The organism is Rahnella woolbedingensis, assembly GCF_003602095.1.
GTDB classification, from domain to species: Bacteria; Pseudomonadota; Gammaproteobacteria; order Enterobacterales; family Enterobacteriaceae; genus Rahnella; species Rahnella woolbedingensis.
In genome coordinates this window covers 121626-144822 of the sequence record NZ_RAHH01000008.1, presented here as the reverse complement: position 1 = coordinate 144822, position 23197 = coordinate 121626, and the positions used below count along the sequence as shown (strand labels likewise).

At 52.6% G+C, this 23197-nt stretch carries 24 protein-coding genes; 10 read left to right on the top strand and 14 right to left on the bottom strand.

The window, feature by feature from the left end; all coding sequences use genetic code 11:
• Nucleotides 1–360: 360 nt before the first annotated feature.
• The 5 genes from D6C13_RS08570 (at nucleotide 361) to msrA (ending at nucleotide 7027) form a co-directional block, all read left to right on the top strand.
• Nucleotides 361–1914, top strand: coding sequence for a peptide MFS transporter (locus tag D6C13_RS08570; protein ID WP_120132361.1), 1554 nt, complete (start codon nucleotides 361–363; stop codon nucleotides 1912–1914).
• 242 nt (nucleotides 1915–2156) lie between these two features.
• Nucleotides 2157–3536 (top strand): glycoside-pentoside-hexuronide (GPH):cation symporter, encoded by a 1380-nt coding sequence (locus D6C13_RS08565; protein WP_120132360.1) that lies wholly within the window; start codon nucleotides 2157–2159, stop codon nucleotides 3534–3536.
• Nucleotides 3533–5572, top strand: a complete 2040-nt coding sequence (locus D6C13_RS08560) for a glycoside hydrolase family 31 protein (protein WP_120132359.1) — start codon at nucleotides 3533–3535, stop codon at nucleotides 5570–5572. The genes D6C13_RS08565 and D6C13_RS08560 overlap by 4 nt, the downstream gene beginning before the upstream one ends.
• 179 nt (nucleotides 5573–5751) lie before the next feature.
• Nucleotides 5752–6258 carry a peptide-methionine (R)-S-oxide reductase MsrB gene (gene msrB, locus D6C13_RS08555; protein WP_120132358.1) on the top strand — a complete coding sequence of 169 codons (507 nt, stop codon included), beginning with the start codon at nucleotides 5752–5754 and terminating at the stop codon, nucleotides 6256–6258.
• Between the two features lie 31 nt (nucleotides 6259–6289).
• Entirely contained in the window at nucleotides 6290–7027 is a 738-nt protein-coding gene (msrA, locus tag D6C13_RS08550) for a peptide-methionine (S)-S-oxide reductase MsrA (RefSeq protein WP_120132357.1), read from the top strand.
• Between the two features lie 80 nt (nucleotides 7028–7107).
• On the opposite strand, the gene D6C13_RS08545 is transcribed toward msrA, so the two are convergent.
• The 6 genes from D6C13_RS08545 to D6C13_RS08520 form a co-directional block, all read right to left on the bottom strand.
• Nucleotides 7108–7413 (bottom strand): hypothetical protein, encoded by a 306-nt coding sequence (locus tag D6C13_RS08545; protein WP_120132356.1) that lies wholly within the window; start codon nucleotides 7411–7413, stop codon nucleotides 7108–7110.
• Nucleotides 7414–7433: 20 nt separating this feature from the next.
• Entirely contained in the window at nucleotides 7434–8699 is a 1266-nt protein-coding gene (locus D6C13_RS08540) for a PTS sugar transporter subunit IIC (protein WP_120132355.1), read from the bottom strand.
• 57 nt (nucleotides 8700–8756) lie between these two features.
• Nucleotides 8757–9059, bottom strand: coding sequence for a PTS sugar transporter subunit IIB (locus tag D6C13_RS08535; RefSeq protein WP_120132354.1), 303 nt, complete (start codon nucleotides 9057–9059; stop codon nucleotides 8757–8759).
• Between the two features lie 64 nt (nucleotides 9060–9123).
• Nucleotides 9124–9567 carry a PTS sugar transporter subunit IIA gene (locus tag D6C13_RS08530; protein ID WP_120132353.1) on the bottom strand — a complete coding sequence of 148 codons (444 nt, stop codon included), beginning with the start codon at nucleotides 9565–9567 and terminating at the stop codon, nucleotides 9124–9126.
• A 205-nt stretch (nucleotides 9568–9772) separates the two neighbouring features.
• Nucleotides 9773–10369: a P-loop nucleotide/nucleoside kinase family protein gene (locus D6C13_RS08525; RefSeq protein ID WP_120132352.1), complete on the bottom strand. Its 597-nt coding sequence runs from the start codon at nucleotides 10367–10369 to the stop codon at nucleotides 9773–9775.
• Nucleotides 10362–11297, bottom strand: coding sequence for a tagatose-bisphosphate aldolase (locus D6C13_RS08520; protein ID WP_120132351.1), 936 nt, complete (start codon nucleotides 11295–11297; stop codon nucleotides 10362–10364). Before D6C13_RS08520 ends, D6C13_RS08525 begins: the two co-directional genes overlap by 8 nt.
• Nucleotides 11298–11530: 233 nt before the next feature.
• Here D6C13_RS08520 and D6C13_RS08515 point away from each other — a divergent pair, with 233 nt between their 5' ends.
• On the top strand, nucleotides 11531–12463 hold the full coding sequence (locus D6C13_RS08515) for a sugar-binding transcriptional regulator (protein WP_120132350.1): 933 nt from the start codon (nucleotides 11531–11533) through the stop codon (nucleotides 12461–12463).
• 110 nt (nucleotides 12464–12573) lie between these two features.
• Here the strand turns inward: D6C13_RS08515 and D6C13_RS08510 are convergent, their stop codons facing one another.
• From D6C13_RS08510 to D6C13_RS08500, 3 genes are all read right to left on the bottom strand, one after another.
• Nucleotides 12574–13605 carry a methionine synthase gene (locus tag D6C13_RS08510; protein ID WP_120132349.1) on the bottom strand — a complete coding sequence of 344 codons (1032 nt, stop codon included), beginning with the start codon at nucleotides 13603–13605 and terminating at the stop codon, nucleotides 12574–12576.
• A 30-nt stretch (nucleotides 13606–13635) separates the two neighbouring features.
• On the bottom strand, nucleotides 13636–14619 hold the full coding sequence (locus D6C13_RS08505) for a DUF1852 domain-containing protein (protein WP_120132348.1): 984 nt from the start codon (nucleotides 14617–14619) through the stop codon (nucleotides 13636–13638).
• 189 nt (nucleotides 14620–14808) lie between these two features.
• Complete coding sequence (locus tag D6C13_RS08500) at nucleotides 14809–15726, bottom strand: LysR family transcriptional regulator (RefSeq protein WP_208642869.1); 918 nt, start codon at nucleotides 15724–15726, stop codon at nucleotides 14809–14811.
• Nucleotides 15727–15875: 149 nt separating this feature from the next.
• Between D6C13_RS08500 and D6C13_RS08495 the strand changes: the two genes are divergently transcribed.
• The 4 genes from D6C13_RS08495 (at nucleotide 15876) to D6C13_RS08480 (ending at nucleotide 18482) form a co-directional block, all read left to right on the top strand.
• Complete coding sequence (locus D6C13_RS08495; protein ID WP_120132346.1) at nucleotides 15876–16862, top strand: aldo/keto reductase; 987 nt, start codon at nucleotides 15876–15878, stop codon at nucleotides 16860–16862.
• Between the two features lie 180 nt (nucleotides 16863–17042).
• Nucleotides 17043–17390, top strand: a complete 348-nt coding sequence (locus D6C13_RS08490; RefSeq protein ID WP_120132345.1) for an antibiotic biosynthesis monooxygenase family protein — start codon at nucleotides 17043–17045, stop codon at nucleotides 17388–17390.
• Nucleotides 17383–17775 carry an amino acid-binding protein gene (locus tag D6C13_RS08485; RefSeq protein ID WP_120132344.1) on the top strand — a complete coding sequence of 131 codons (393 nt, stop codon included), beginning with the start codon at nucleotides 17383–17385 and terminating at the stop codon, nucleotides 17773–17775. The genes D6C13_RS08490 and D6C13_RS08485 overlap by 8 nt, the downstream gene beginning before the upstream one ends.
• Nucleotides 17772–18482: an ArsR/SmtB family transcription factor gene (locus tag D6C13_RS08480; RefSeq protein WP_120132429.1), complete on the top strand. Its 711-nt coding sequence runs from the start codon at nucleotides 17772–17774 to the stop codon at nucleotides 18480–18482. Before D6C13_RS08485 ends, D6C13_RS08480 begins: the two co-directional genes overlap by 4 nt.
• A gap of 60 nt (nucleotides 18483–18542) precedes the next feature.
• Here the strand turns inward: D6C13_RS08480 and fucP are convergent, their stop codons facing one another.
• From fucP to D6C13_RS08455, 5 genes are all read right to left on the bottom strand, one after another.
• On the bottom strand, nucleotides 18543–19781 hold the full coding sequence (gene fucP, locus D6C13_RS08475; RefSeq protein ID WP_120132343.1) for an L-fucose:H+ symporter permease: 1239 nt from the start codon (nucleotides 19779–19781) through the stop codon (nucleotides 18543–18545).
• Between the two features lie 116 nt (nucleotides 19782–19897).
• Nucleotides 19898–20242: an L-rhamnose mutarotase gene (locus D6C13_RS08470; RefSeq protein WP_120132342.1), complete on the bottom strand. Its 345-nt coding sequence runs from the start codon at nucleotides 20240–20242 to the stop codon at nucleotides 19898–19900.
• Nucleotides 20239–21015: an L-fucose dehydrogenase gene (locus tag D6C13_RS08465; RefSeq protein ID WP_120132341.1), complete on the bottom strand. Its 777-nt coding sequence runs from the start codon at nucleotides 21013–21015 to the stop codon at nucleotides 20239–20241. The genes D6C13_RS08470 and D6C13_RS08465 overlap by 4 nt, the downstream gene beginning before the upstream one ends.
• The gene (locus tag D6C13_RS08460; RefSeq protein WP_120132340.1) at nucleotides 21012–21869 is read right to left on the bottom strand and encodes an amidohydrolase family protein; all 858 of its coding nucleotides are present in this window, start codon (nucleotides 21867–21869) and stop codon (nucleotides 21012–21014) included. Before D6C13_RS08460 ends, D6C13_RS08465 begins: the two co-directional genes overlap by 4 nt.
• A gap of 35 nt (nucleotides 21870–21904) precedes the next feature.
• A complete protein-coding gene (locus D6C13_RS08455; protein WP_120132339.1) occupies nucleotides 21905–23182 on the bottom strand; it encodes an L-fuconate dehydratase in 1278 nt (425 codons plus the stop codon).
• Nucleotides 23183–23197 lie beyond the last annotated feature (15 nt).

Here is a 23197-nt window from a genome sequence, read left to right as displayed (position 1 = left end):
CCGGTAAGGAGGAGTGAGGAGCTTCAGAAGTCGTTTTTACCAAAATTCATCAGAACATAAATTTCCCGCTTAAAAATGGTTTCAGTAAGCTCTAAGATAATTCCTGAAATCAAACAGTTAAAATTCCATTTTGTTGAAAAACCCTGTCTTTTTCACCCCGAACACCCCCTCATTTTTGCCATCATAAACTCTGTAAAGGTAGACAGTTGTCGAATTTTCCTCTAAAAGTTCTGCAGTTCTCGCCAGACAAAACTAGTTTCTAATGGCAAGTAATAATTTCTGAATGTTAAAGAGCGGCGAAATCATAACCGCCAGGCATTGATTTTTTACAAACACTACGACACACCTTTTGGAGAATTTATGCATTCCTCTGATCACAAAAACGAGAGCCGGACGTTCTTAGGTCATCCTTATCCGCTGGGTTCTCTGTTCTTTACAGAAATGTGGGAGCGGTTCTCGTTTTACGGTATCCGTCCTTTACTGATCCTGTTTATGGCAGCGACGGTTTATGACGGTGGCATGGGACTGGCGCGTGAAAACGCATCAGCCATCGTCGGTATCTTTGCGGGTTGTATGTATCTGGCGGCGCTCCCGGGCGGATGGCTGGCAGATAACTGGCTGGGACAGCAAAGAGCGGTCTGGTACGGCTCAATCCTGATTGCGCTGGGTCACCTGTCGATTGCCTTGTCTGCTTTTATGGGCGACAACCTGTTCTTCATCGGCCTGATGTTTATCGTGCTGGGCTCCGGCCTGTTCAAGACCTGTATTTCGGTCATGGTGGGCACGTTGTATAAGAAAGGCGACGCGCGCCGTGACGGTGGTTTCTCGCTGTTTTATATGGGCATCAACATGGGTTCCTTTATCGCGCCGCTGATTTCCGGCTGGCTGATAAAAACTCACGGCTGGCACTGGGGCTTCGGCATCGGGGGTATCGGGATGCTGGTGGCGCTGATTATCTTCCGCGTGTACGCCGTACCGGCCATGAAACGCTATGACAGCGAGGTAGGTTTGGACTCCACCTGGAATAATCCTGTCGCGAAGAAAAACGGCGTCGGTGCCTGGTTGCTGGCGCTGGCAGTGGGTGTGGCGGTCGTCGTGACACTGATTGCGCAGGGCGTGATCGTCATTAACCCGGTCGCTGTCGCCAGCGTGCTGGTCTACGTGATTGCGGCTTCTGTCGCACTGTACTTTATCTACCTGTTCCTGTTCGCCGGACTTAACCGCAAAGAGCGCGCCAGACTGCTGGTGTGTTTTATCCTGCTGGTTTCCGCTGCGTTCTTCTGGTCTGCGTTTGAACAGAAACCGACCTCGTTCAACCTGTTTGCCAACGACTACACCAACCGTATGATCGGTGATTTCGAAATTCCGGCGGTCTGGTTCCAGTCCATTAATGCGTTGTTTATCATTCTGCTGGCCCCGGTATTCAGCTGGGCGTGGCCGATGATGGCGCGCAAAAACATTCGTCCGAGCAGCATCACTAAGTTCATCATCGGTATTTTGTGCGCCGCAGCAGGCTTTGGCCTGATGATGCTGGCGGCACAGAATGTGCTGAGCAGCGGCGGGGCTGGCGTTTCGCCATTCTGGCTGGTGGGCAGTATTCTGATGCTGACGCTCGGTGAACTGTGTCTGAGCCCGATAGGGCTTGCGACCATGACGCTGCTGGCGCCGGAAAGAATGCGCGGTCAGATGATGGGGCTGTGGTTCTGCGCCAGTGCGCTGGGAAACCTGGCGGCGGGTCTTATCGGCGGTCACGTGAAAGCGGATCAGTTGGACATGCTGCCTGATCTGTTTGCGCGTTGTTCCATTGCGTTGCTTATCTGCGCCGCAGTGCTGTTCGTGCTGATCATTCCGGTGCGCAGAATGCTGGAAAACGCGCAGACCAAAACTGAGCACAAGCCAGTGACCGATGCCTGACAGGCAGTAGCGCTATTCTCAACGAATAGCCGCAAGGTACGATAAACAGAAATGAGGGGGTCTCCGGACCGCCTCATTTTTTTTGATCACATCCATGTTACCGGTATCACATTAATCAAAAAACATAAGAAATTTATAACATCTCGCAATTGTGACCGACTTTTAACCATTCTATAACAAGTCCTCGGGCCACGGACGGACTGACTTTTTTGTGTTTAACCCTACAAAAGGCAGGACGAAAAATGACTGCGAAGTTATCCGTAAAAGAAAAAATCAGCTACGGTCTGGGGGATATGGCGAGCCATATTGGCCTGGATAATGTCATTATATTTTTGACGTTTTATTACACCGATGTTGTGGGATTACCGGCGGTGTTCGTCGGGACAATGTTTCTGGTCGCCCGCGTGGCGGATGCGATTGTTGACCCCGCCATGGGGCTGATTGCCGACCGCACGCAGACCCGCTTTGGCAAGTTTCGCCCCTATATTCTGTGGCTCGCGCTGCCGTTTGGTGCCAGTTGTTTACTGGTTTACGCCGTGCCTGAATCCCTCACACTGGGCGGCAAAATGGTTTACGCCAGCGTCACCTATTGCGTGATGATGCTGATGTATACCGCGATCAATATTCCTTACTGCTCGATGGGGGCGATCATTACGCCGGATAACACCCAGCGTATCTCGCTGCAATCTTACCGGTTTTTCCTCGCCACGCTCGGCGGCGCAATGTCCACTTTCCTGATGATGCCGCTGGCAGAAATGATGGGCGGCGGTAATAAGCTTGACGGCTATTTCGGGGCGATGGCTATTATGGCGTCGATTGCCGTGGTGATGTTCCTGTTGTGTTTTCTCAACACCAAAGAACGCATCAGCGCACCGCCAACACACGGGAATTTCCTCTCCGATCTGCGCGATTTAGTGCGTAACGATCAATGGCGCGTGGTCGCGGCGCTGATTTTCTTCAACATCTCCTTCGGCGTCGTGCGTCTCGGCGCGATGATGTACTACGTCACCTATTATCTCGGCAACGCCAGCTACTTTATGTGGCTGCTGGCAGCGCACATCATCGGCAAAAGCCTCGGCAGTTTGCTGGTCAAACCGCTCACCCGCCACCGCAGCAAACTGGCGGCGTTCACGCTGTGCGCCATTCTGACCGGGGTGCTGAGTGCGGCTATCTTCTTCGTTCCGGCGTGGATTTCCCTGCTGGTCGGTATGACGTTACTGGTCTCTACGTTCTATCAGGTCACCACGACGCTGATGTGGGTGATGATGTCCGACGTGGTGGATTACGGCGAATTCAAACAGGGCAAACGCATGGACGGCACGGTGTTCTCGACCCTGCTGGCGATCCTCAAAATGGGGATGGCGGTCAGCGGCGCTATTGTCGGCTGGACGCTCGGCATGAGCGGTTACGTGCCACACGCCGCCCAGCAAAATACCGCGGCAATGCTGTCAATTATCGCACTGTTCTCGCTGGTGCCGGGCGTGCTCTCGATGTTCAGCGCGCTGTCGATGCGCTGGTACAAACTTAACGACGCGACCATGCAGCAAATCAATCAGTCTAAAAATTCACGGGAACATGAGCCTGTCCCGCAGGCCATCTTGCATACACAGGAGTCCGCATGAGCGAATTAATCGCCGAAAAAAACCGTATCCTCTGGCATTTCGATCAGCAAACACTGGTGATTGAACCCTGGGGCGAAAACAGCCTGCGCGTGCGCGCCACCTGCCGCCCGCAGCTCAATGATCATCTGTGGGCGCTGCTGCCGCAAACCGAACAACCGCAAGCTGACATCAGCCGTGGCACCGAAACGCTGAGCCTTTGCAACGGCAACATCACGGCGACGGTGAATATCAAAGGTCAGTTGGCGTTTTATAACCAGCGCGGGGAGCTGATCCTTGAGGAGTTCTGGCGTCAGCGCTCAACTGTGGGTATCGGCGCGACGGAGAAAAGTCAGGATAAATACATCAGCGCGCTGAAGATGGATGCCCGCGAATTTAAGGCTATTCCCGGTGGCAAACATCAGCTGACCGTGCGTTTTGAGTCGCGGCCCGATGAGAAAATCTACGGCATGGGGCAATATCAGCAAAGCTGTCTGGATCTGAAAGGCTGCACGCTGGAACTGGCACAGCGAAACTCACAGGCCAGCGTGCCGTTTATGCTTTCAAGCCTTGGCTACGGCATGCTGTGGAACAATCCGGCAATTGGCGAGGCGACATTCGGCAAGAACATCACCCGCTGGGAAGCACAGGTCACCGAACAGATGGATTACTGGATAACGGCAGGCGATACCCCGGCTGAGATCATGCATCAGTATGGCCGTGCGACCGGTACCGCGCCGCTGATGCCGGAGTACGCGACCGGTTTCTGGCAGTGCAAACTTCGCTACCGCACACAGCAGGAGGTGCTGGACGTGGCGCGCGAATACAAACGCCGCCACCTGCCGATTTCGGTGATTGTGATCGACTTCTTCCACTGGCCGAATCAGGGCACCTGGTGTTTTGACCCTGCGGACTGGCCGGATCCAAAGGCGATGGTCGCGGAACTGAAATCGCTGGGCATCGAAACGATGGTGTCGGTCTGGCCGACGGTGGACAGCCGCACGGACAACTACAAAGAGATGAAATCTAAAGGTTATCTGGTGAATACCGATCGCGGAGTGTCGGTGAATCTGGATTTCCTCGGCAACTGCACGTTCTTTGATGCCACGCATCCCGGCGCACGTCAGTATGTCTGGGAGAAGGTGAAGCAAAATTATTACGATCTGGGGATCCGCACCTTCTGGCTGGACGAAGCCGAGCCGGAATACCGTGCCTATGATTTTGATAACTATCGCTATCACCTCGGGCCGGTGCTGGAAGTCGGCAACATCTATCCGCAAAAATTTGCGCAAGGTTTTTACGAAGGCCTGCAACAGGAAGGCGAAAACGAAATCGTCAATCTGGTGCGCTGTGCCTGGGCGGGCAGCCAGCGTTACGGCGTGCTGGCATGGTCTGGCGATATCCATTCCTCCTTCCACGCTCTGCGCAACCAGATTGCCGCCGGACTGAATATGGGGCTGGCGGGCATTCCGTGGTGGACGACGGATATCGGCGGTTTCCAGGGCGGCAACGTTAACGATCCTGCGTTTCAGGAGTTGCTGATCCGCTGGTTCCAGTGGGGCGTATTCTGTCCGGTGATGCGTCTGCACGGCTACCGCGAGCCGCAAATTCAGCCGTCAGAACCGTGGCGTGACGGTATTGCGCAGTGCAACAGCGGCGCGCCGAATGAGGTCTGGAGCTATGGCGAAGAGAATTACCAATTGATGAAAAGCGGCCTGTTCCTGCGCGAAAAACTGCGTCCTTACATCAGCCGTGTCATGCAGCAAGCCCACGAACACGGCGATCCGGCGATGCGCACGATGTTCTATCAGTATCCGGAACAGGCCGAAAGCTGGCAGGTGGAAGATCAGTACATGTTTGGCGCCGACATTCTGGTCGCACCGGTGTTGTACGCTGGTCAGCGTGAACGCAAGGTTTGGCTACCGGCGGGGGAAAACTGGGTGGCGTTGAATGGGGAACGGTATCAGGGGGGCGAAACGATTGTGGCTTGCGCGCCACTGGATGAGATCCCGGTGTTTGTGCGCGAGGGTGCGAAGGTGAAAGCAGAACTTGGTATTTGACCGGCTCCTCTCCCTGCGACTGTCTCTTGATCAGGAGGTCTGATCAAGAGACAGTCGCAGGGAGAGGGAGTTAAAACAATCCCCCCATTTATCACAAAACTGTTAACTCTCCGCGAGGATTCCGTAATCCCTCCCCTTGTAGTCTGATGCCATCGACAGCAACCTGAACGGTGGCAATAATGATTAACAGACGCAATTTCCTGCTGGGCAGCAGTGCGGTTTCAGCGGTCGCTGTGATGGGGCTGCTCCCGACGTTTTTCCCGCGCAAAGCAGATGCTCAGGCCAAATCCGAGAAGTTTGAATTCACCCTGACTGATGATCAATGGCATCAGAAACTCAACGATGATCAGTACCGCATTTCGCGCGAGGCCGGCACCGAACGGCCTTATTCCAGTCCGTTAAATGACGAACATCGTGTGGGCGAATTTGCCTGTGCGGGCTGCAATCTTCCTCTTTTCTCTTCGACGACCAAATTCGACAGCCATACCGGCTGGCCGAGTTTCTGGAAGCCGTTACCCAATGCCGCGCTGACCAGCCGGGATACGTCGTTTGGCATGGTGCGTGATGAAGTACATTGCCGCCGCTGCGGCGGGCATCTGGGACATGTATTTGATGACGGCCCGCAGCCGACCGGCCTGCGTTATTGCATGAACGGGCTGGCGATGACGTTCACCCCTAAAGCTTAATCAGTCAGCACATTCATTCAGGATATTTACAATGAAAAATGCATCCAACAAAGTGCGCAGCTTGCGTAATTACAGCCTGATCGCCGGACTGGTGCTGGCTTCGGCTTTCGCCTTTCAAAATAACGCCTGGTCGTGGGGCGGTGGCGCTGAACCGGCGGTGGTGATCCCCGCACCGGTAAAAGATGAGCCTGCGGGCACGTCGCACAGCGAAACGGCTTTGTTTGCCGGTGGCTGTTTCTGGGGAATTCAGGGTGTGTTCCAGCACGTGAAAGGCGTGACCAGCGCGGTATCCGGTTATGCGGGCGGCGAGGCGCAAACGGCCAGCTATGAGCAGGTGAGCAACGGCGATACCGGCCATGCAGAATCAGTGAAAGTGACGTTTGACCCGACGCAGGTGAGTTACGGCGAACTGCTGCACATTTTCTTCTCTGTGGGACATAACCCGACAGAGCTGAACCGTCAGGGGCCGGATACCGGCAGTCAGTATCGTTCGGCGGTTTTCCCGCTTAATCAGGCTCAGGCAGACGTGGCGAAAGCGTACATTGCCCAGCTCGATGCCAGCCACAGTTACGGCGACCCGATGGTGACGAAAGTGGAAAGCAATGCGCACTTTTATCCGGCTGAGGCCTATCACCAGAACTTCTTAAACGAAAACCCGGATTATCCGTACATCGTGGTGAATGACCTGCCGAAAATTAAAGATTTGAAACAGCATTTCCCGGCGGATTACCGCGAGCAGCCGGTGCTGGTGAAGGGCGTTAACCCATAGAGAAAATAAAGAAGCCGCAGCGTTATCCGCAGCGGCTTCTTAAGGAGTTAACTGAACAGATACCCCGGATTTATGGTGGCTTAAAATCCGTAGCGGATGGCATCTTTGCTTTGCTGCATCAGCGCATCAATTTTTTCCGAATAGGCTTCCAGCCCTTTGCCGTCACCCGCCTCTGAGCACTGACGCCGCCGCGCGTTATAGGCTTTCATCAGCTGCGCCTGGGCAAAACCCGGCTTGCCATAACACGCCATACTCTGCTCCCAGCAGGTGATAGCGGCATCCAGATCCTGTTGCTCCTGATACTGTTTTCCCAGCTCATTCAGCGCTTTCGCCGACTCGTGCGGCGGCAGATGTTGCGCCAAAATGTGCTCAATACGTGTATCCATAAAGATTATCTCCAGATCGCTTAGTGGAAGAAGTTGAGAATATGGCCAAATACCAGCCCGACGCTGATGACGTCCGAGTCACTGAACGTCACGTTTGAGAAGCCGAACTTGCCCAGCAGCGGCAGCAGCAGCGCCGGAAGCAGGGTGATAAACAGACCGTGGAAGATCCCGCCGATAATCGCGCCACGACGTCCGCCGACGGCATTACCGAAGATGCCCGCCGTGCCGCCGGCGAAGAAGTTGGTCAGCATGCCCGGTAAAATCATCGCCAGCCCGAAGCTCGGGAACAGAAACATGCCAATCACCGAACCAATGGTCGTGGAGATAAAACCGATGATGACGGCATTCGGTGCATAGGGGAAAAGCACCGGGCAATCGAGCGCCGGGATGGCATTCGGGACAATGCGCAGGGCGATGCCGCGAAATGCCGGAACGATTTCCGCCAGCAGCAGGCGTACGCCGGACAGCAGTACGTAAACCCCGACGACAAACTGAATCGACTGCAGGAAGGAATAGACCAGATAGTTGACGCTGTTAGCGTATGGCGCGACAACCTCAGGGCCTGCGGCAATGGCGGGGATCAGGTAAATCGGGATCATGACCACCATCATCGACAGGTAGGTGTCCTGCAGGAAAGAGAAAGACTGAGGCAGTTCGAAGTCTTCGGTGCTTTTACTCACATCCCCGGTGACTTTCGCCACGCCCGCCTGCACCAGGTAGCCAATGGTGCAGAAATGCCCGAGGGCAATGTCATCAGAACCGGTAATTTTACGTACAATCGGCTGCGCCAGAACCGGCATACCTACCGCCATCACCCCGGCGATAATCCCGCCGGTGAGAATAAGCTCTGTACCTCGCAGGCCACCCATATAGCCGATAACCGAACACACCGTGGCCATCCACAGGGAAGCCTGGCCGGTCAGGAAGATATATTTGAATCGGGTCAGACGGGCAATCAGGATATTGACGATAAATGCCAGCACCATAATTAATGCGGTTTCACGCCCGAGGGTTTGTTGTGCAATACCGGCAATGGAACCGACGTCAGTGACAATTCCACGCATATGGAACCCTTTCTGGAATATCTCTCCCAGAAAAGTGAGTGCATTAACAATAATGCTGGCGCCGGAAAGCAGAACTAAAAATCCCAGAAGCGTTTTTAATGTGCCGGTAATAATCTGCCCGGTGCTTTTCTTTAATGCGATCAGACCAATCATGGCGATCAGTGATATTAATATTGATGCCTGGCCTAATACATCGTTGACAATAAAGTGAAGGAAAGACATAAGCGTCCCCTGTAGAGTTCACGGTAATTGTTCTATTGGATATAAACGTTCTTATTATCAGACTGCCAGATGACCCATTTCCTGCAGGATGGGTGTCAGCTTGGTTTTTATTTCGTTTTTATCCACCAGTCTTTTCAGGTAAATAATATTGGCGTTAATGGTGTAATGCTGAAACTGGGATCGAAAGTTTTCACCGGTCATAATGATGTCTGCCCGTGAAGAGGTGGCGCTGGAGATATCACAATGCGATAAATCTGCCTCCACACCCAAGTCTTTCAGTGCTGCTTCGATACTCATTTCACAGGCAAAACTGCTGCCCAGACCCGCACCGCATACCGCCAGGATTGATAGCTTTTTCATCATTTTTCCTTACGTTCTTTGTATGTGTTGATAAAGGGTGATGCTTATCTCATTCGCTTCACGTTTAAAACTGTCGGATGATATCTAGTGCTTGCTGCTTGTTTTTACTGGTTTTTAATTTCTCAGCTGCTTTATCATCGCAGAAGAGATGGGAAAGGCTGGCGATCATTTCAATGTGCGAATGGCTGTCGGTCGCCGAAAGCGCGAAAATAACATAAACCGGATCATTATCCTCGCTGCCGAATTCGACACCTTCTGAAACAATCACCAGTGACAACGCCGTTCTTATCGCACCCTCTTCTGGCCGGGCGTGTGGCATGGCAATACCTTCGCCCAAAACATAATAAGGACCAATTTCCTGGTGCATATCATATATAGCCTGAAGATAGCGACTTTCAGCTGCGCCAGAATCAATTAACGGCTGCACCGCTAATGCCACAGCACTTTTCCAGTCATTTGTTCTGGTAATTATTTGGGTGTTGTTTTCATTAATCCAGTCGCTTAACATAATACCTCTTCATATGAATAGGGTCTTTTCTCAGTATGTTATTTTATTTAAATAAAAACTGTGATCTATCCAATCCTATTAGTCATCAGTGAAAGATAATAATTTCAAGCGACCTGAAAGAATTAATGATAGCAGAGTATTAACAAAGTCCTGATATCAGAATTAACTGACTTTTTCTGTAAAAAATATTTCCTCTGGTCAGTATTTATTGAATTTGAGTGTCAAATGAATTCATTATCCACTCATGAATATCAACAATATTTACAGGCTTATTTTGTGCAGTAACATTCTGGTCAACAGAATAAACTGGCCCGATTGACATCGGTCGGGCATTTCCCGCCAAAATTTTTAATTCGGGAATATATTCTGCGCCAACATGTCCCGGTAACCGTTCGCCAAGTCGTGATGAAAATCTTTGCGCGGCAAGGTCGGCATGGATCTGACACCAGACTTCCAACACCTGCGTTACGCCTGCCCTCTGCAGGTAATCCTGCAAGACTTCCCTGGGCTGAAACCCAAACCAGGCATCGACAATAAAGGTGCTGCCATCCGGCGCGCCGGCAATGATATCCCAGATAACCTGATAGCTGGCCTGACCGAGCATGCGGTTAAAAGGACGATCGACATTCTCCAGACGCTGAAGAAACGGATTTTTAATGCCATCAAGCGACAGTTGCAGCCAGCCGCTGTATGCAGAAAGCTCAACGGCGAGCCGGCTTTTACCTGACGCCGGGATCCCGTTAACCAGGATAACGCGTTTGCCGGTAAAGCCATTTCGTGAGGCGCTTCTGTTTTCAGACATGTTCCACCTGTTCAGTTTGGTTGTGTGCCGGAGCATGAAAATATTGCTGAATAACGGCCTGCAGCTCGTTCAGACGCGGAACGGCCAGTGATTCCAGGCGGGACTTTGTCGCACTGCGGTCCAGCGAGATACAGTCTTTCCACAATGAGCGTCCGGCGATCACACCCGATGCGCCTTCGCTCATGGCATCCGCCACTTGTTTGAGGAAGGTGGCATGATCCACTCCTGCTGAAAGCACCGCCCAGGGCACGTCTCCTGCAAGTTTGGTGATGTCGGCGCAGGCTTGTTTCGATCCCGGATAAGGCAGTTTCAGCACTTTTGCGCCGCACTCCAGACAAATCTTCGTGCCGCCGTAAATCAGGGAAGGAACTTTTTCTTTATATTCTTCCTCGGTTTCGTTGTCGAGTTTATAGGTCAGGAACTCAACCACCAGCAGCAGGTCTTCGCGGGCGAAGTCCTCAATGCATTGACGCAGAATATCAATGTTATGGCGGTTAGCGGCTTCCTGATCGGAACGCAGATAGACCATGATTTTACCGCCGGTCGCTCCCAGTTCGCGTACACGTCGCGCATCTACGTTAGCCACCAGGCGTGACAGGCGATAACCTTCCGGCGAGTTATCCCAGCCTGAAGCGTCGAGGCCGATAAGCAGTGCGGTGTCGCGGGCAATAATTCCGTTATCCACCAGTTGCGGTACGGCGCAGACCGGATCGACCAATACACAGGAAGCTTTACTGGCCAGATATTGCGTGATGTCGGCTTTGATAAGCCCGAGTTCGTGTTCAGAAATGGCGGATTGTTGTTGCGGATCGCTGGCCAGCAGGCTGCGCATGGCACCGCGCTGATCACAGGCAATCACCAGCATCGCGCCATTTTTGTCACAAATCTGCTGATAGCTGCGTAATTCTGAAGTAGACATTTTTGACATGGAACTCTCCTTTGCGTGAAATTTATTACAGATGAAAAAATCTCGATTACACTGGATGTTCTGTCGATTCCACTGAGCTGAAAGTGGGTGAAATATCGCGTAACACGCCGTTTTACAAGGGTTGAAGCCCATCCGGCACATTGCATTTTTACTGTTGTTGCGCAATAATCCCTCAGTCGACGATTTGAGTGTAATTCATTACTGAAAGGAATTTCAAGCTGAAAGAGCCAATTTTGCAAGATATTGCAGCAACGCGTGCCATGATGCATCTGGTCGCGAAGTTGCATTACGAATCTGATATGTCTCAGGTGGAGATTGCACGCAAGCTGGATGTTTCCACGGCGACCATCTCCCGTCTGCTGAATAAAGCCCGTGCAGCGGGCATTGTGCGCATTGAAGTGGTGGGATTATCTTCACCGGAAGACATGACGTCAGACCTGATAAAACGTCTGGGACTAAAGCATGCCTACGTGGCGGATGCGCCGCCGGGTAATGTGCTTGGCGCGCTGTCGACCCCGCTGTCCGCTTTGTTACAGGAAGCCGGATTAGGTGCCGGGTCTGTGCTGGGTATTGGCTGGGGAAGGGCGGTACGCGAAGTGACGCTGGCCGGTATGCCGCGTCTGCCCGGCATCATGACTGTGGCGCTCAACGGCGGCATGCAGCAGTCTGCTCCGCATTTTCAGATCACCGAGTTCGTGCGCCGCGCAGCGGAACAGATGGAAGGCACGCCCTATTTTCTGCATGCGCCTTATCTTTCCTCGGCAGAATTGCGTGATGCATTTCTTGCCGACCGCAGCGTGCAGGAAATTATTTCTCTGTGGGACAAACTGGATGCGGCAATTGTGGGCATCGGCCTGACCCATACCCCGAAACCGAGTGAATCCACCACAGCAACACCAGGTGAGCAGGCCCTGAGTGATGCAGCGGGCGATGTGCTGCGTCATTATTTCACCGAATCCGGCGAGTTACTGCATTGGGAAGGGGAAGAGAGAATGATTGCCGCCTCGGTAGAACAGCTGCGCAAGACGCCGCTAACCATTGGCGTGGCCGCCACGCCGGAAAAAGCCGCGGGGATTATTGGTGCGGTGCGCTCAGGAATGATCAATTCGCTGGTGACAGATGTGAATACCGCGCAGGCGATTCTGGACAAATTGCCGTTGGCCTGAATTAACATAAAATTAAACGGCGAGGAGTGACAGAGGGGTTGTGAGTTGGCGACCGTTTTGATCGCTCAACTCAGACAATGGTCTCTTCAGCTTTAAGCTATCTGTCGATATTATTTTGCCAGAAGTTCTTTGCGCACGATTTCTGCACCGGCACTTAGTGCATCTAATTTTCCGCGTGCGACGCCGCGCGGTAACGGGATCATCCCGCAGTTGGTGCAAGGATAAAGTTTGTCGGCATCAACGTATTGCAGGGCTTTACGCAGCGTCGCGGCAACTTCTTCTGGTGTTTCAATGGCATTGGTCGCCACGTCAATGGCACCGACCATCACTTTTTTACCGCGGATCAGCTCCATCAGTTCCATCGGCACATGTGAGTGATGGCATTCGAGTGAAATAATATCGATGTTAGATTTTTGCAGTTTCGGGAAGATCTCTTCGTACTGTCTCCACTCCGTGCCCAGCGTTTTTTTCCAGTCGGTATTGGCTTTAATGCCGTAGCCGTAGCAGATGTGGACAGCCGTCTCACATTTCAGCCCTTCGATGGCTCGTTCTAACGTGGCGATTCCCCAGTCGTTCACTTCATCGAAGAATACGTTAAAGGCCGGTTCATCAAACTGGATAATATCGACGCCCGCCGCCTCTAACTCTTTGGCTTCTTCGTTGAGAATTTTAGCGAATTCCCAGGCGAGTTTTTCGCGACTTTTATAGTGATTGTCATACAGTGTGTCGATCATGGTCATCGGTCCCGGAAGGGCCCATTTGATCGGCTGCGTGGTTTGCTGGCGTAAAAACTTCGCATCTTCTACGAAAACGGACTTCTTGCGGCTCACCGGCCCCACGACGGTTGGCACGCTTGCTTCATAGCGGTCGCGGATTTTAACGATTTCACGCTTCTCGAAATCAACGCCCTCGAGATGCTCGATAAATGTCGTGACAAAATGCTGACGCGTTTGTTCGCCATCGCTGACGATATCAATACCGGCCTGTTGCTGATCTTCCAGACATAAACGCAACGCATCGAGTTTGCCGTCAGCTAATTCCTGACCTTCCAGTTTCCACGGCGACCAGAGAGTCTCTGGCTGCGCAATCCAGGAGGGCTTGGGTAAACTGCCCGCAGTCGATGTCGGTAATAATTTTTTCATCACAGGTGACCTTATATTTTTATGGGTAAATCAAAGAACGGGTTCAGCGGACCATTGTTTAAGAACAGCCTGGTAAGGTTTAATAAATTGCTCTTCAGTAAACTTTCCCTGCTCAACAGCCAGCTGGCTACGTTCTTCCCGGTCATAAACAATCCGGGTTAATGAATAATCCTGGAAATTCAAACTTGGCTGATACTGTTTTCCCGCCGGAGAATTCGCGTTATAAATTTCAGGGCGATAAATCTTCTGGAAAGTCTCCATCGTGCTGATGGTGCTGATCAGCTCAAGATTGGTGTAATCACCGAGTAAATCGCCGCTGAAATAAAACGCCAAAGGCGCAACGCTGTTTTCAGGCATGAAGTAGCGGGCGCGCAATCCCATTTTGGCGAAATACTCATCAGTCAGCGACGGTTCGTCCTGCTGATATTCGATGCCTAATACAGGATGCTGATTGCCGGTACGGTAATAGGTGTTTTTACTTGATACGCTCAGGCAGATAACTGGTGTTTTATTAAAACATGCTTTGTAAGTATCTGAATTAATGAAGCGTTTGAAAATATCACCGTGTAATACGCCAAAATTTTCCGGCAGGCTGAATCCTGATTTGTCTTTATTATGCTCAGGCAGTACAACGCTGAAATCATAATCGCGAACATAAGAGGAAAAATTATTTCCCAGAATGCCTTCAAAACGTTCGTTGGTTTTTTTATCAACGATATTGGTTTTTAATATTTCGATCACCGGGAAGGCGTCGGATTTTCCTTCACCCTGGATATTTAACTGAGCGGTAATAATGTCGAGTTCAACGGCGAAGCGGTCGCCCGTTGGGTTGTCCCAGTGTGCCAGAGAATTGAAGCGATTATTAATCATCACCAGGGTGTTGCGCAGGTTTTCCTGGCGTTTCTCACCCCTCGCCAGATTGGCAAAGTTGGTCGTAATACGCGTATTTTCCGAGGGGTTATAATCTTCGTCGAAACGAATGCTCTTAAGAGTGAAGGTAATTTCTTTTTTCATTTTAATCAGGTGTCCCGGCTGCTGAAAAATTTGAGTTATTTCAGTAGTCTTTATATTTTAAATGGATCGCGATGACTCTTTTATGCCTGAGTCAATGAGTGAAAAAAAGTGATTTAAATTCACTGAACATGAACAAAGTTCATGATGGGGGAGAGGGGGATTCAATTTTCACCCTCCTGATGTGGTGACTCAGTCAGGCAACGCTAACAACCAGTTATTTTTGCGAATGATATTGATCAGTTCACGCAAGGCAGGGTGCGCATATCGCCGGCTGCTGTAATACATATGAAATGGCTCACCTTTTGAATAATGCACAGGCATGACGTTGACCAATGTTCCTCTGGCGAGCTCGGCATGAATGCGTGATTCCAGCACATAGGCGAGACCAATCCCCTCCAGCGCTGCTGTAATCGTGGTTGCCGTATCTTTCAGGGTAATCGGACCTGGCACGTTCACACTGTAAACGCCTTCAGGCCCGTCAAACTCCCACCGGAAACTGGCGTTATTTCCGAGGAGCAGTTGCAGACAGTTATGTTCTGATAATTCAGACGGGGTTTTTGGCGTACCGTAACGTTTTATATACTCCGGCGAGCCCGCGACAATCCACCGCTGAGTGCCTGTCAGGGCGACGGCAACCATGTCTTCGGGTACGAGATGCCCGTAGCGCATACCGGCATCAAAACCTTCGGCGGTAATATCGACAGGCCTGTCTTCCACCACGATGGTTAAACTGACTTCCGGCCATTTTGTCGTAAATTCCTTCAGGGCTGGCGAGATAAGTTGCGCCGCGGCATCGGCAAAAACATTGAGGCGAAGCACCCCAAAACGCCCGCGACCCGGCGCGCTGACCGTATCCAGAGCAGAAGAGATCGCATCGAAGCCGTCAGACAGTTTTTCCGCGACCTCCTGTCCAAGCGCCGTGGACGATACCGACCGGCTGGTCCGGTTGAGAAGTCTTGCTCCCATCCGGGTTTCCACCCGGCGAATGGCATGGCTCACTGCGGAAGAAGTCAGCCCAAGTTCGATAGCCGCCAGTTTAAAACTCCGGCACCGCAGGACGGTCAGGAATGCCTGTAAGTCCGCAAAATCAATACGTTCAATTTTCATGATGAATGCTATTCATGGGTTCAGTGAATCATATGCATCTTTTATCATGGGATCTTATTTCTGGTAAACGTTAACCTCTCTCGCATTGTTTAATATGTTGCCGGCAGATAGCAGCGTAACTTTTGATTCAACGTCACAAGGAATATTTCATGAAGAACAGAATTCTTGGCAAAACGGGCCAGAGCGTTTCTGAAATTGGGTTTGGTGCCTGGGCTATCGGCGGTACCTGGGGTGAAGTCAGCATGGAAGATGCGAAAGGTGCGTTGAATGCGGCACTGGACGCAGGAATGACGTTTATCGACACCGCTGATGTTTATGGCGACGGACGTTCAGAAAAGATCACTGCTGATGTGTTACAAGAACGTGGAGGCGAGCAACCATTCGTTGCGACTAAACTGGGTCGTCGCCTTTCCCCGCACGTGGCGGCAGGCTACACCGAAAAAAACCTCAATGAATATGTCGATCGCTCCCGCGATAATTTGCAAATGGATACGCTGGATTTGGTGCAGCTGCACTGCCCGCCAACCGAAATCTATTACACGCCAGAAGTTTTCGCCGTGATGGATGACATGATCAAAAACGGTAAAATTCGCAGCTACGGGGTTTCTGTTGAGAAAGTGGAAGAGGGGCTGAAAGCGCTCGAATTTCCGAATGTATCTTCCATTCAGCTGATTTACAACATTTTCAGACAGCGGCCTGCTGAACTTCTGTTGCGTGAGGCTAAGCGTCGGGATGTCGGCATCATTGCCCGCGTGCCGCTGGCATCGGGCCTGCTGACAGGCAAAATGACAGCGGATACGACATTCTCAGCCGATGACCATCGCGCGTTTAACCGTAATGGAGAACAGTTCGATAAAGGGGAGACGTTTGCGGGCGTACCTTTCGATGTTGCGCTTGATGCAGTGGAAGATATCCGTCGTCTGCTGCCGGGTGATATGACGATGGCAAAATTTGCCCTGCGCTGGATCCTGATGAATGAAAATGTTTCCGTCATCATCCCAGGTTCTAAAAATAAAGCTCAGTCAGAAACCAATGCGCAGGCCAGCGATATCACCGCGCTTTCCGATGAAACGATGTCAGCGTTGAAAAATATTTATCAGAGCAAAATCGCCCCGTGGGTACATCAGCGCTGGTAAGAAAATCAGGCCTTCCTGACGGGAAGGCTTTTTTGATGACTTCCACTAACTCCTCCTCCGCCAACCTCCCAAATACCGCATTCCCTCTGTTTGCCCCTCAACACGCATACTTCGGCGCTGACCGAAGTGTCCTCTTTTTACCGGTAATAAACTGGGTGAAATTCACAAGGGGGCAGAATCATGATTGCAGTACTTTTTGAGGCGGACGCAGTACCCGAAGCCCGCGAGCGTTATCTTGAGCTGGCGGCTGAACTGAAACCTTTTTTGTCGGATACGCCGGGATTCATTTCCATTGAGAGCTTCCAGAGCCTGGCCACTCCCGGAAAAATCCTCTCTTTGTCATGGTGGGAAGATGAGGAATCGGTAGCCGGATGGAAACAAAATGTGATGCATCTGGCAGCTCAGAAAGAGGGTAAACAGTCGATTTTTTCCTACTACAGAATTCGCGTTGCCCGTGTATTTCGTGACTATTCTTCCGACCAGTCCTACGAAAAGTCTTCCGCTAATGGAGCGCATCAGCATGTATGACATTCACGTGATCCTCGATAATACTTCAGGTTCACTGGCCTCATTCGGGAGGGTTCTCGGTCTTAATGGCGTGGGTCTGGAAGGCGGAGGTGTATTTACCACACCGGAAGCCGGACACGCGCATTTCCTGGTTGAAGACGGCGAGAAAGCCCGTCAGGTTCTGACGGATGCCGGATTTGATGTCAGAAAACTTTCGCGCCCTGTGATACGAAAATTACCTCAGAAACAACCGGGTGAACTGGGCGAAATCGCCCAGACACTGGCCCTCAATGGCATTAACATTCTGGCACAGTACAGTGACCACGATAACCGGCTTATCCTGCTCACCGATGATGATATCCGGGCGGCAGAAGTCACCCAAAAATGGGCAATAAACTCTGCATGAATTTTCTTCATACCGAATACGACAGCGAGCCGGATGAGTCTCTTGAGAAATCCATGTCACTGGTGGCTTCTGCGATATCTGACCCTTCCAGGGTCAGTATTCTGTGCGCGCTGATGGACGGGCGCGCGTGGACGGCTACGGAACTCAGCGCGGTGGCGGGCATTGCTGCTTCGACAACCAGCGGTCATCTCACGCGGCTGCTCAGCAACGGGCTGGTCATTTGCCTGACGCAGGGCCGCCACCGGTACTACAGTCTGGCGGGTCATCATATCGCCGGACTGCTGGAAAACCTGATGGGCGTTTCCATGCGCAGTCACCGTGCTTTTACGCCCGGTACGCCGGTCGTTCTGCGCTATGCACGAACCTGTTACGACCATCTGGCCGGAGAACTGGCGGTAAAAATCTATGATTTTATGCTGACTGAACAATGGATTGAGTCTGACGGCAATGCGCTGACATCCGCCGGAAAGGCCCATTTTCAACATATTGGGGCTGTGCTTGATCCACGTCCGCGCCGCAAACCTTGCTGTGCGTGTCTGGACTGGAGTGAAAGACGTTTTCATCTTGGCGGGGATGCAGGACAGGCATTGATGGCGCTGCTGCTGCAAAAAGAGTGGATCACCCGCACGCCGGGTTATCGCGAAGTGAGCGTAACAGACAGTGGCAGAATTGCCCTGAGTCGCCTGTTCAGTTTGAATCTGAGCTGATTTCATCCTTAACACCCATGTGGATGTTAAGGATGGCGTGTTGTGACCTGCGAAACGTTCTTAAATTACCGCTTTCGCCCGCTGTTTCACGGCATAAATCAGTACCACGGCGAAGCACACCATTGGCAGCGCGTAGGAAACCGCGGTGTTGTAATGATCGGCAATCGCGCCCATCAGATACGGCATCACCGCGCCGCCGACAATGGCCATGATCATCACTGAGCTGGCGCGTTTGGTTTGTTTGCCCATGTTTTTGACGCCCATCGCGAAAATGGTCGGGAACATGATCGACATAAAGAAGAAAATCGCCACCAGTGCAATCACCGAGACGTTATCAATCCCCGCAACGACCACACCGCACAGCACGATGTTGATGATGGCGTAAACCACCAGCAGCGTGGCAGGGCGGACAAACCCCATCAGCCAGGTGCTGAAGAAACGCCCGATCATAAAGCTGATCATGCCAACTGACAGCAGGTAAGATGCATTCTGATTCGACAGCGTGTGCCAGTGCTCGGTGGTGTAGTTGATGAAGAACGCACCGACACCAACTTGTGCCGCCACATAGAAAAATTGTGCGATCACGCCGCCGGTGAAATGCCCGTGCTGCCACAATCCTTTAGCGATGCCGTGGTCTTCAGACGTGCTTTGCTCGCGGATATCCGGCAGTTTTGTGCGCCCGAACAGGAAGGCGATCAGCAGCACTAACACGGCGATGGCGACGTAAGTAGTTTTGACCGATGACAGGCCATCCGCCGTGGTGCCTTGCGTAGCGGAGAAGAACAGCGAACCACCGATGATCGGCCCGATAAACTGACCTAATCCGTTGAATGACTGGGAAAGGTTCAGGCGACGTTCTGCACCGGCAGGGTCACCGAGTACCGTGGCGAACGGGTTAGCGGCGGTTTCGAGGCAGCCCAGACCGAGGGCAATCACGAACAGCGCAAACAGGAACATGCCGAAACTGCCTGCGGAAGCAGCGGGGACGAATAACAGCGCGCCCAGCGCGTAAAGGCACAGCCCGACCAAGATCCCAGCTTTGTAGCCGAATCTGTCCATGAAGAAACCGGCGGGCAGGGCGATAATGAAATACGCCCCGAAATACGCAGCCTGTAACAGGCCTGACTGGGCTTTATTGACATGTAACACTTCCTGGAAATGCTTATTCAGGACATCCAGCAGCCCGTAGGATAAACCCCACAGGAAAAACAGCGTGGTGACCAGGATGAACGCCAGTCGGAAACCGGACGTCGTTTTGCGCTGCGCATAAGCAGGCGCGGCAGTTTTATCGGCGAGCATAGTGTATTCCTCAGTATCTGGTGAAGCATGTAGGGGTTCAGCTCAGGTGGCTGATTTTTTATGTCAGATATCGTGAAAAACGTGATTAACTCCCTCATAGCAGGGAGGTTTTTTTGCTATTTCTGTTCAGCCAGCGAAAAAATCTTCTCCATTTCCACCCACTTTTCACCGGCGGGTGTCCACGGCGTTGGGCGCTGATATTTCCACATCAGGGCTTCCCACTCGCAGACTTTTGGATCCTCCAGACTGCGGCGTTCGAAAAGCCCGCTGTCAAAATCTTCCGTGGTTTCCATCACCATCATCAGCCGGTTGCCCAGCCGGTAAATTTCCATGTCTGCGATGCCATAACGGCGCAGATGTGCGGTAATTTCCGGCCATATTTCGCGGTGATAACGCTGATATTCTTCGATAAGCGCCGGTTCGTCCGCCAGATCCAGCGCCTGACAATAGCGGCGCCTCATGTCAGCGCCCGGTCGAGATGCATATACCCGCCGTCCACGGTCAGCCACTGCCCGGTGGTGTGCGACGCGCGGGAAGAGAGCAGGAACACCACGGTATTGGCAATTTCCTGCGGCGTGGTCATGCGCTGACCCAGCGGAATGTGTGAGGTGATTTGTTGCAGCTTTTCTTCGGGATGGTCGAAGCTTTTTATCCAGCGCTCATACAGTGGCGTCATCACTTCTGCCGGGATCACCGCGTTTACGCGGATGCCGTCGCCGAGCAACGCCGCCGCCCACTCGCGGGTCAGCGCCAGAATGCCGCCTTTCGCCGAGGCATAACCACTGGTGTTACCCTGTCCGGTTAATGCGGTTTTTGAGCTGATATTCACGATGGAACCGCGGCTGGCGCGCAGGGCATCAAGGCTCAGATGGGCCATCAGGTAATAGTGAACCAGGTTTTGTTCGAGCGACTTAACAAAGGCGTCGCGACCGGCTTCCAGCCCGACGCTGTCGTTGGCACCGGCGTTATTCACCAGCCCGTCGATGCTGCCATAACGGGTGAGGATCTCGTTCACGGCGGCCTTGCAGCTGGCTTCGTCGCGCAATTCAGCCAGCACAAAACTGGCCTGTGGCGAAAGCTGTTGCAGTTTATGCATCAGTTCATTGGCGGGTTCTGTATTGCTGATGATCACCGGAACAGCGCCTTCTTCCGCCAGCGTCAGCGAAATCGCCGCACCGATGCCGGAACCGCCGCCGGTGACAATCACCACTTTATTTTGCAGATGCAGATTCATGAGTCGTTTCCTGTAATCGCTAAAGGCTGTAATCGATAAACCGTGCAGGCGTTGCCGCCATAAATGGCTGCCTGCTCGTCAATACTCAATGTCGCCGTGGCCTGCTCGCATAAATCCCACGGATTTTCATCCGCATCAGCCAGCAGACACACCGGCCAGTCGGAGCCGAACATCAGCCGTTCAGTGCCGAAAATCTCCAGAGCGGCCTCGAAATACGGCAGCAGATCACGGGCTGACATACCCGCCGGACGCGGTTCAGTCAGCAGCCCGGAGAGTTTGCAACTGACGTGTTTTAACGCTGCCAGCGGAGCAACCTGCTGTTTCCAGTGCGCCGCACCCAGACTCAGATCCGGCTTGCCGAAGTGATCAAGCACCAGGGAATATTGGTCATGGCGTTCGGCAAACTGTACGGCTTCGGTCAGATGGCGATGCGTCACCAGAATTTCATAGACATATTCCTGCCTCTGAAGCTGCCGGACACCGGCATTGATCGCCGGATCCGCCAGCCACTGTGCAGGTGAGGTTTCGTCCTGAATCTGATGACGAAAACCGCGCAGCAGCGGATGCGAAATCGCCTCCAGTTCCTGTTGCAATCCGGGCGATGACAGATCCACCCAGCCGGTTACCGCGCGCACAACGTCGGTTTGTTCCGCGAGTTCCAGCAGCCAGCGGGTCTCACCGGCTGAGGAACATGCCTGAACCAGGATCGTGCCCTGAATATCGTGACGTTGTAACGTTAACCGCAACGTTTCCGGCAATAAATCCTGCTTCAGCACCGCCATGTCATCACTTATCCAACGGTAATCCTGCGGCGTGTAGCGCCAGAAATGCTGGTGGCTGTCGATTCGCATCATCGGCGTTCTCCTTCATGCTTTCCCGGACATTCGTTTCAGGCCTGAAAGCGGTATTTTTCGATCGAGGCCTGATGCATTTCGATGGAGAATCCCGGAGCCTGCGGTGGCATATACGCCGCGCCACGGATGTCACACGGATGCACAAAATGCTCGTGAAGATGGTCAACATATTCGATCACGCGGCCATCGTGCGTTCCTGCGATGCACAGATAATCGATCATCGAAAGATGCTGAACGTACTCGCATAACCCAACCCCGCCTGCGTGCGGGCACACCGGCAGATTGTATTTAGCGGCCATCAGCATCACAGCCAGCACTTCATTCACACCACCCATGCGGCAGGCATCAATCTGCACCACGTCAATGGCCTCGCGCATGATGAACTGTTTGAACATGATGCGGTTCTGACACATTTCACCGGTGGCAACTTTAACCGGCGCAACCGCCTGACGAATTTTGCGGTGGCCTTCAATATCGTCCGGGCTGGTCGGTTCTTCGATAAACCACGGTTTGGCGAAGGCGAGGGCGTTCACCCACGGGATCGCGTCGTTGGTTTCCCATACCTGATTGGCGTCGATCATCAGCTTGCGGTCGGGGCCGATAACTTCACGCGCAATGCGCACACGACGGATGTCATCTTCCAGATCACGTCCGACCTTCAGTTTCAGATAATCGAAACCGGCATCGACGGCCTCCTGACACAAACGGCGCAGTTTATCGTCGGGATAACCCAGCCAGCCCGCAGAAGTCGTGTAGCACGGATAACCTTCCGCCAGCAGTTTCTCCGTGCGCTGCGCTTTGTTGTCGGCGCGGCGCTGCAATAATGTCAGCGCTTCCTGCGGCGTGATGCAGTCGGTGATGTAGCGAAAATCGATGCAACGCACCAGTTCTTCCGGCGACATATCGGCGACCAGCTTCCACAGCGGTTTACCGGCGGCTTTGCTCCATAAATCCCATACCGCATTCACCACCGCGCCGGTCGCCAGATGGATAGCGCCTTTGTCGGGGCCAATCCAGCGCAGCTGGCTGTCACTGGTAAAATCGCGCCAAAACTGCCCCATATCGGCGGTGATACCGGCCAGTTCACGGCCGACAATCAGATGTTCCAGCGCCTTAATAGCCGCACAGCAGATTTCGTTGCCGCGTCCGATAGTGAACGTCAGGCCGTGGCCTTTGAGCGACGGATTGTCAGTTTCCAGAATCACATACGCGGCGGAATAATCCGGATCCGGGTTCATCGCATCTGAGCCATCCAGCGCCAGCGACGTCGGGAAGCGCACATCTTCAACACGTAGAGCGGTAATTGTTGTCATCGCAAAAATCCTTTA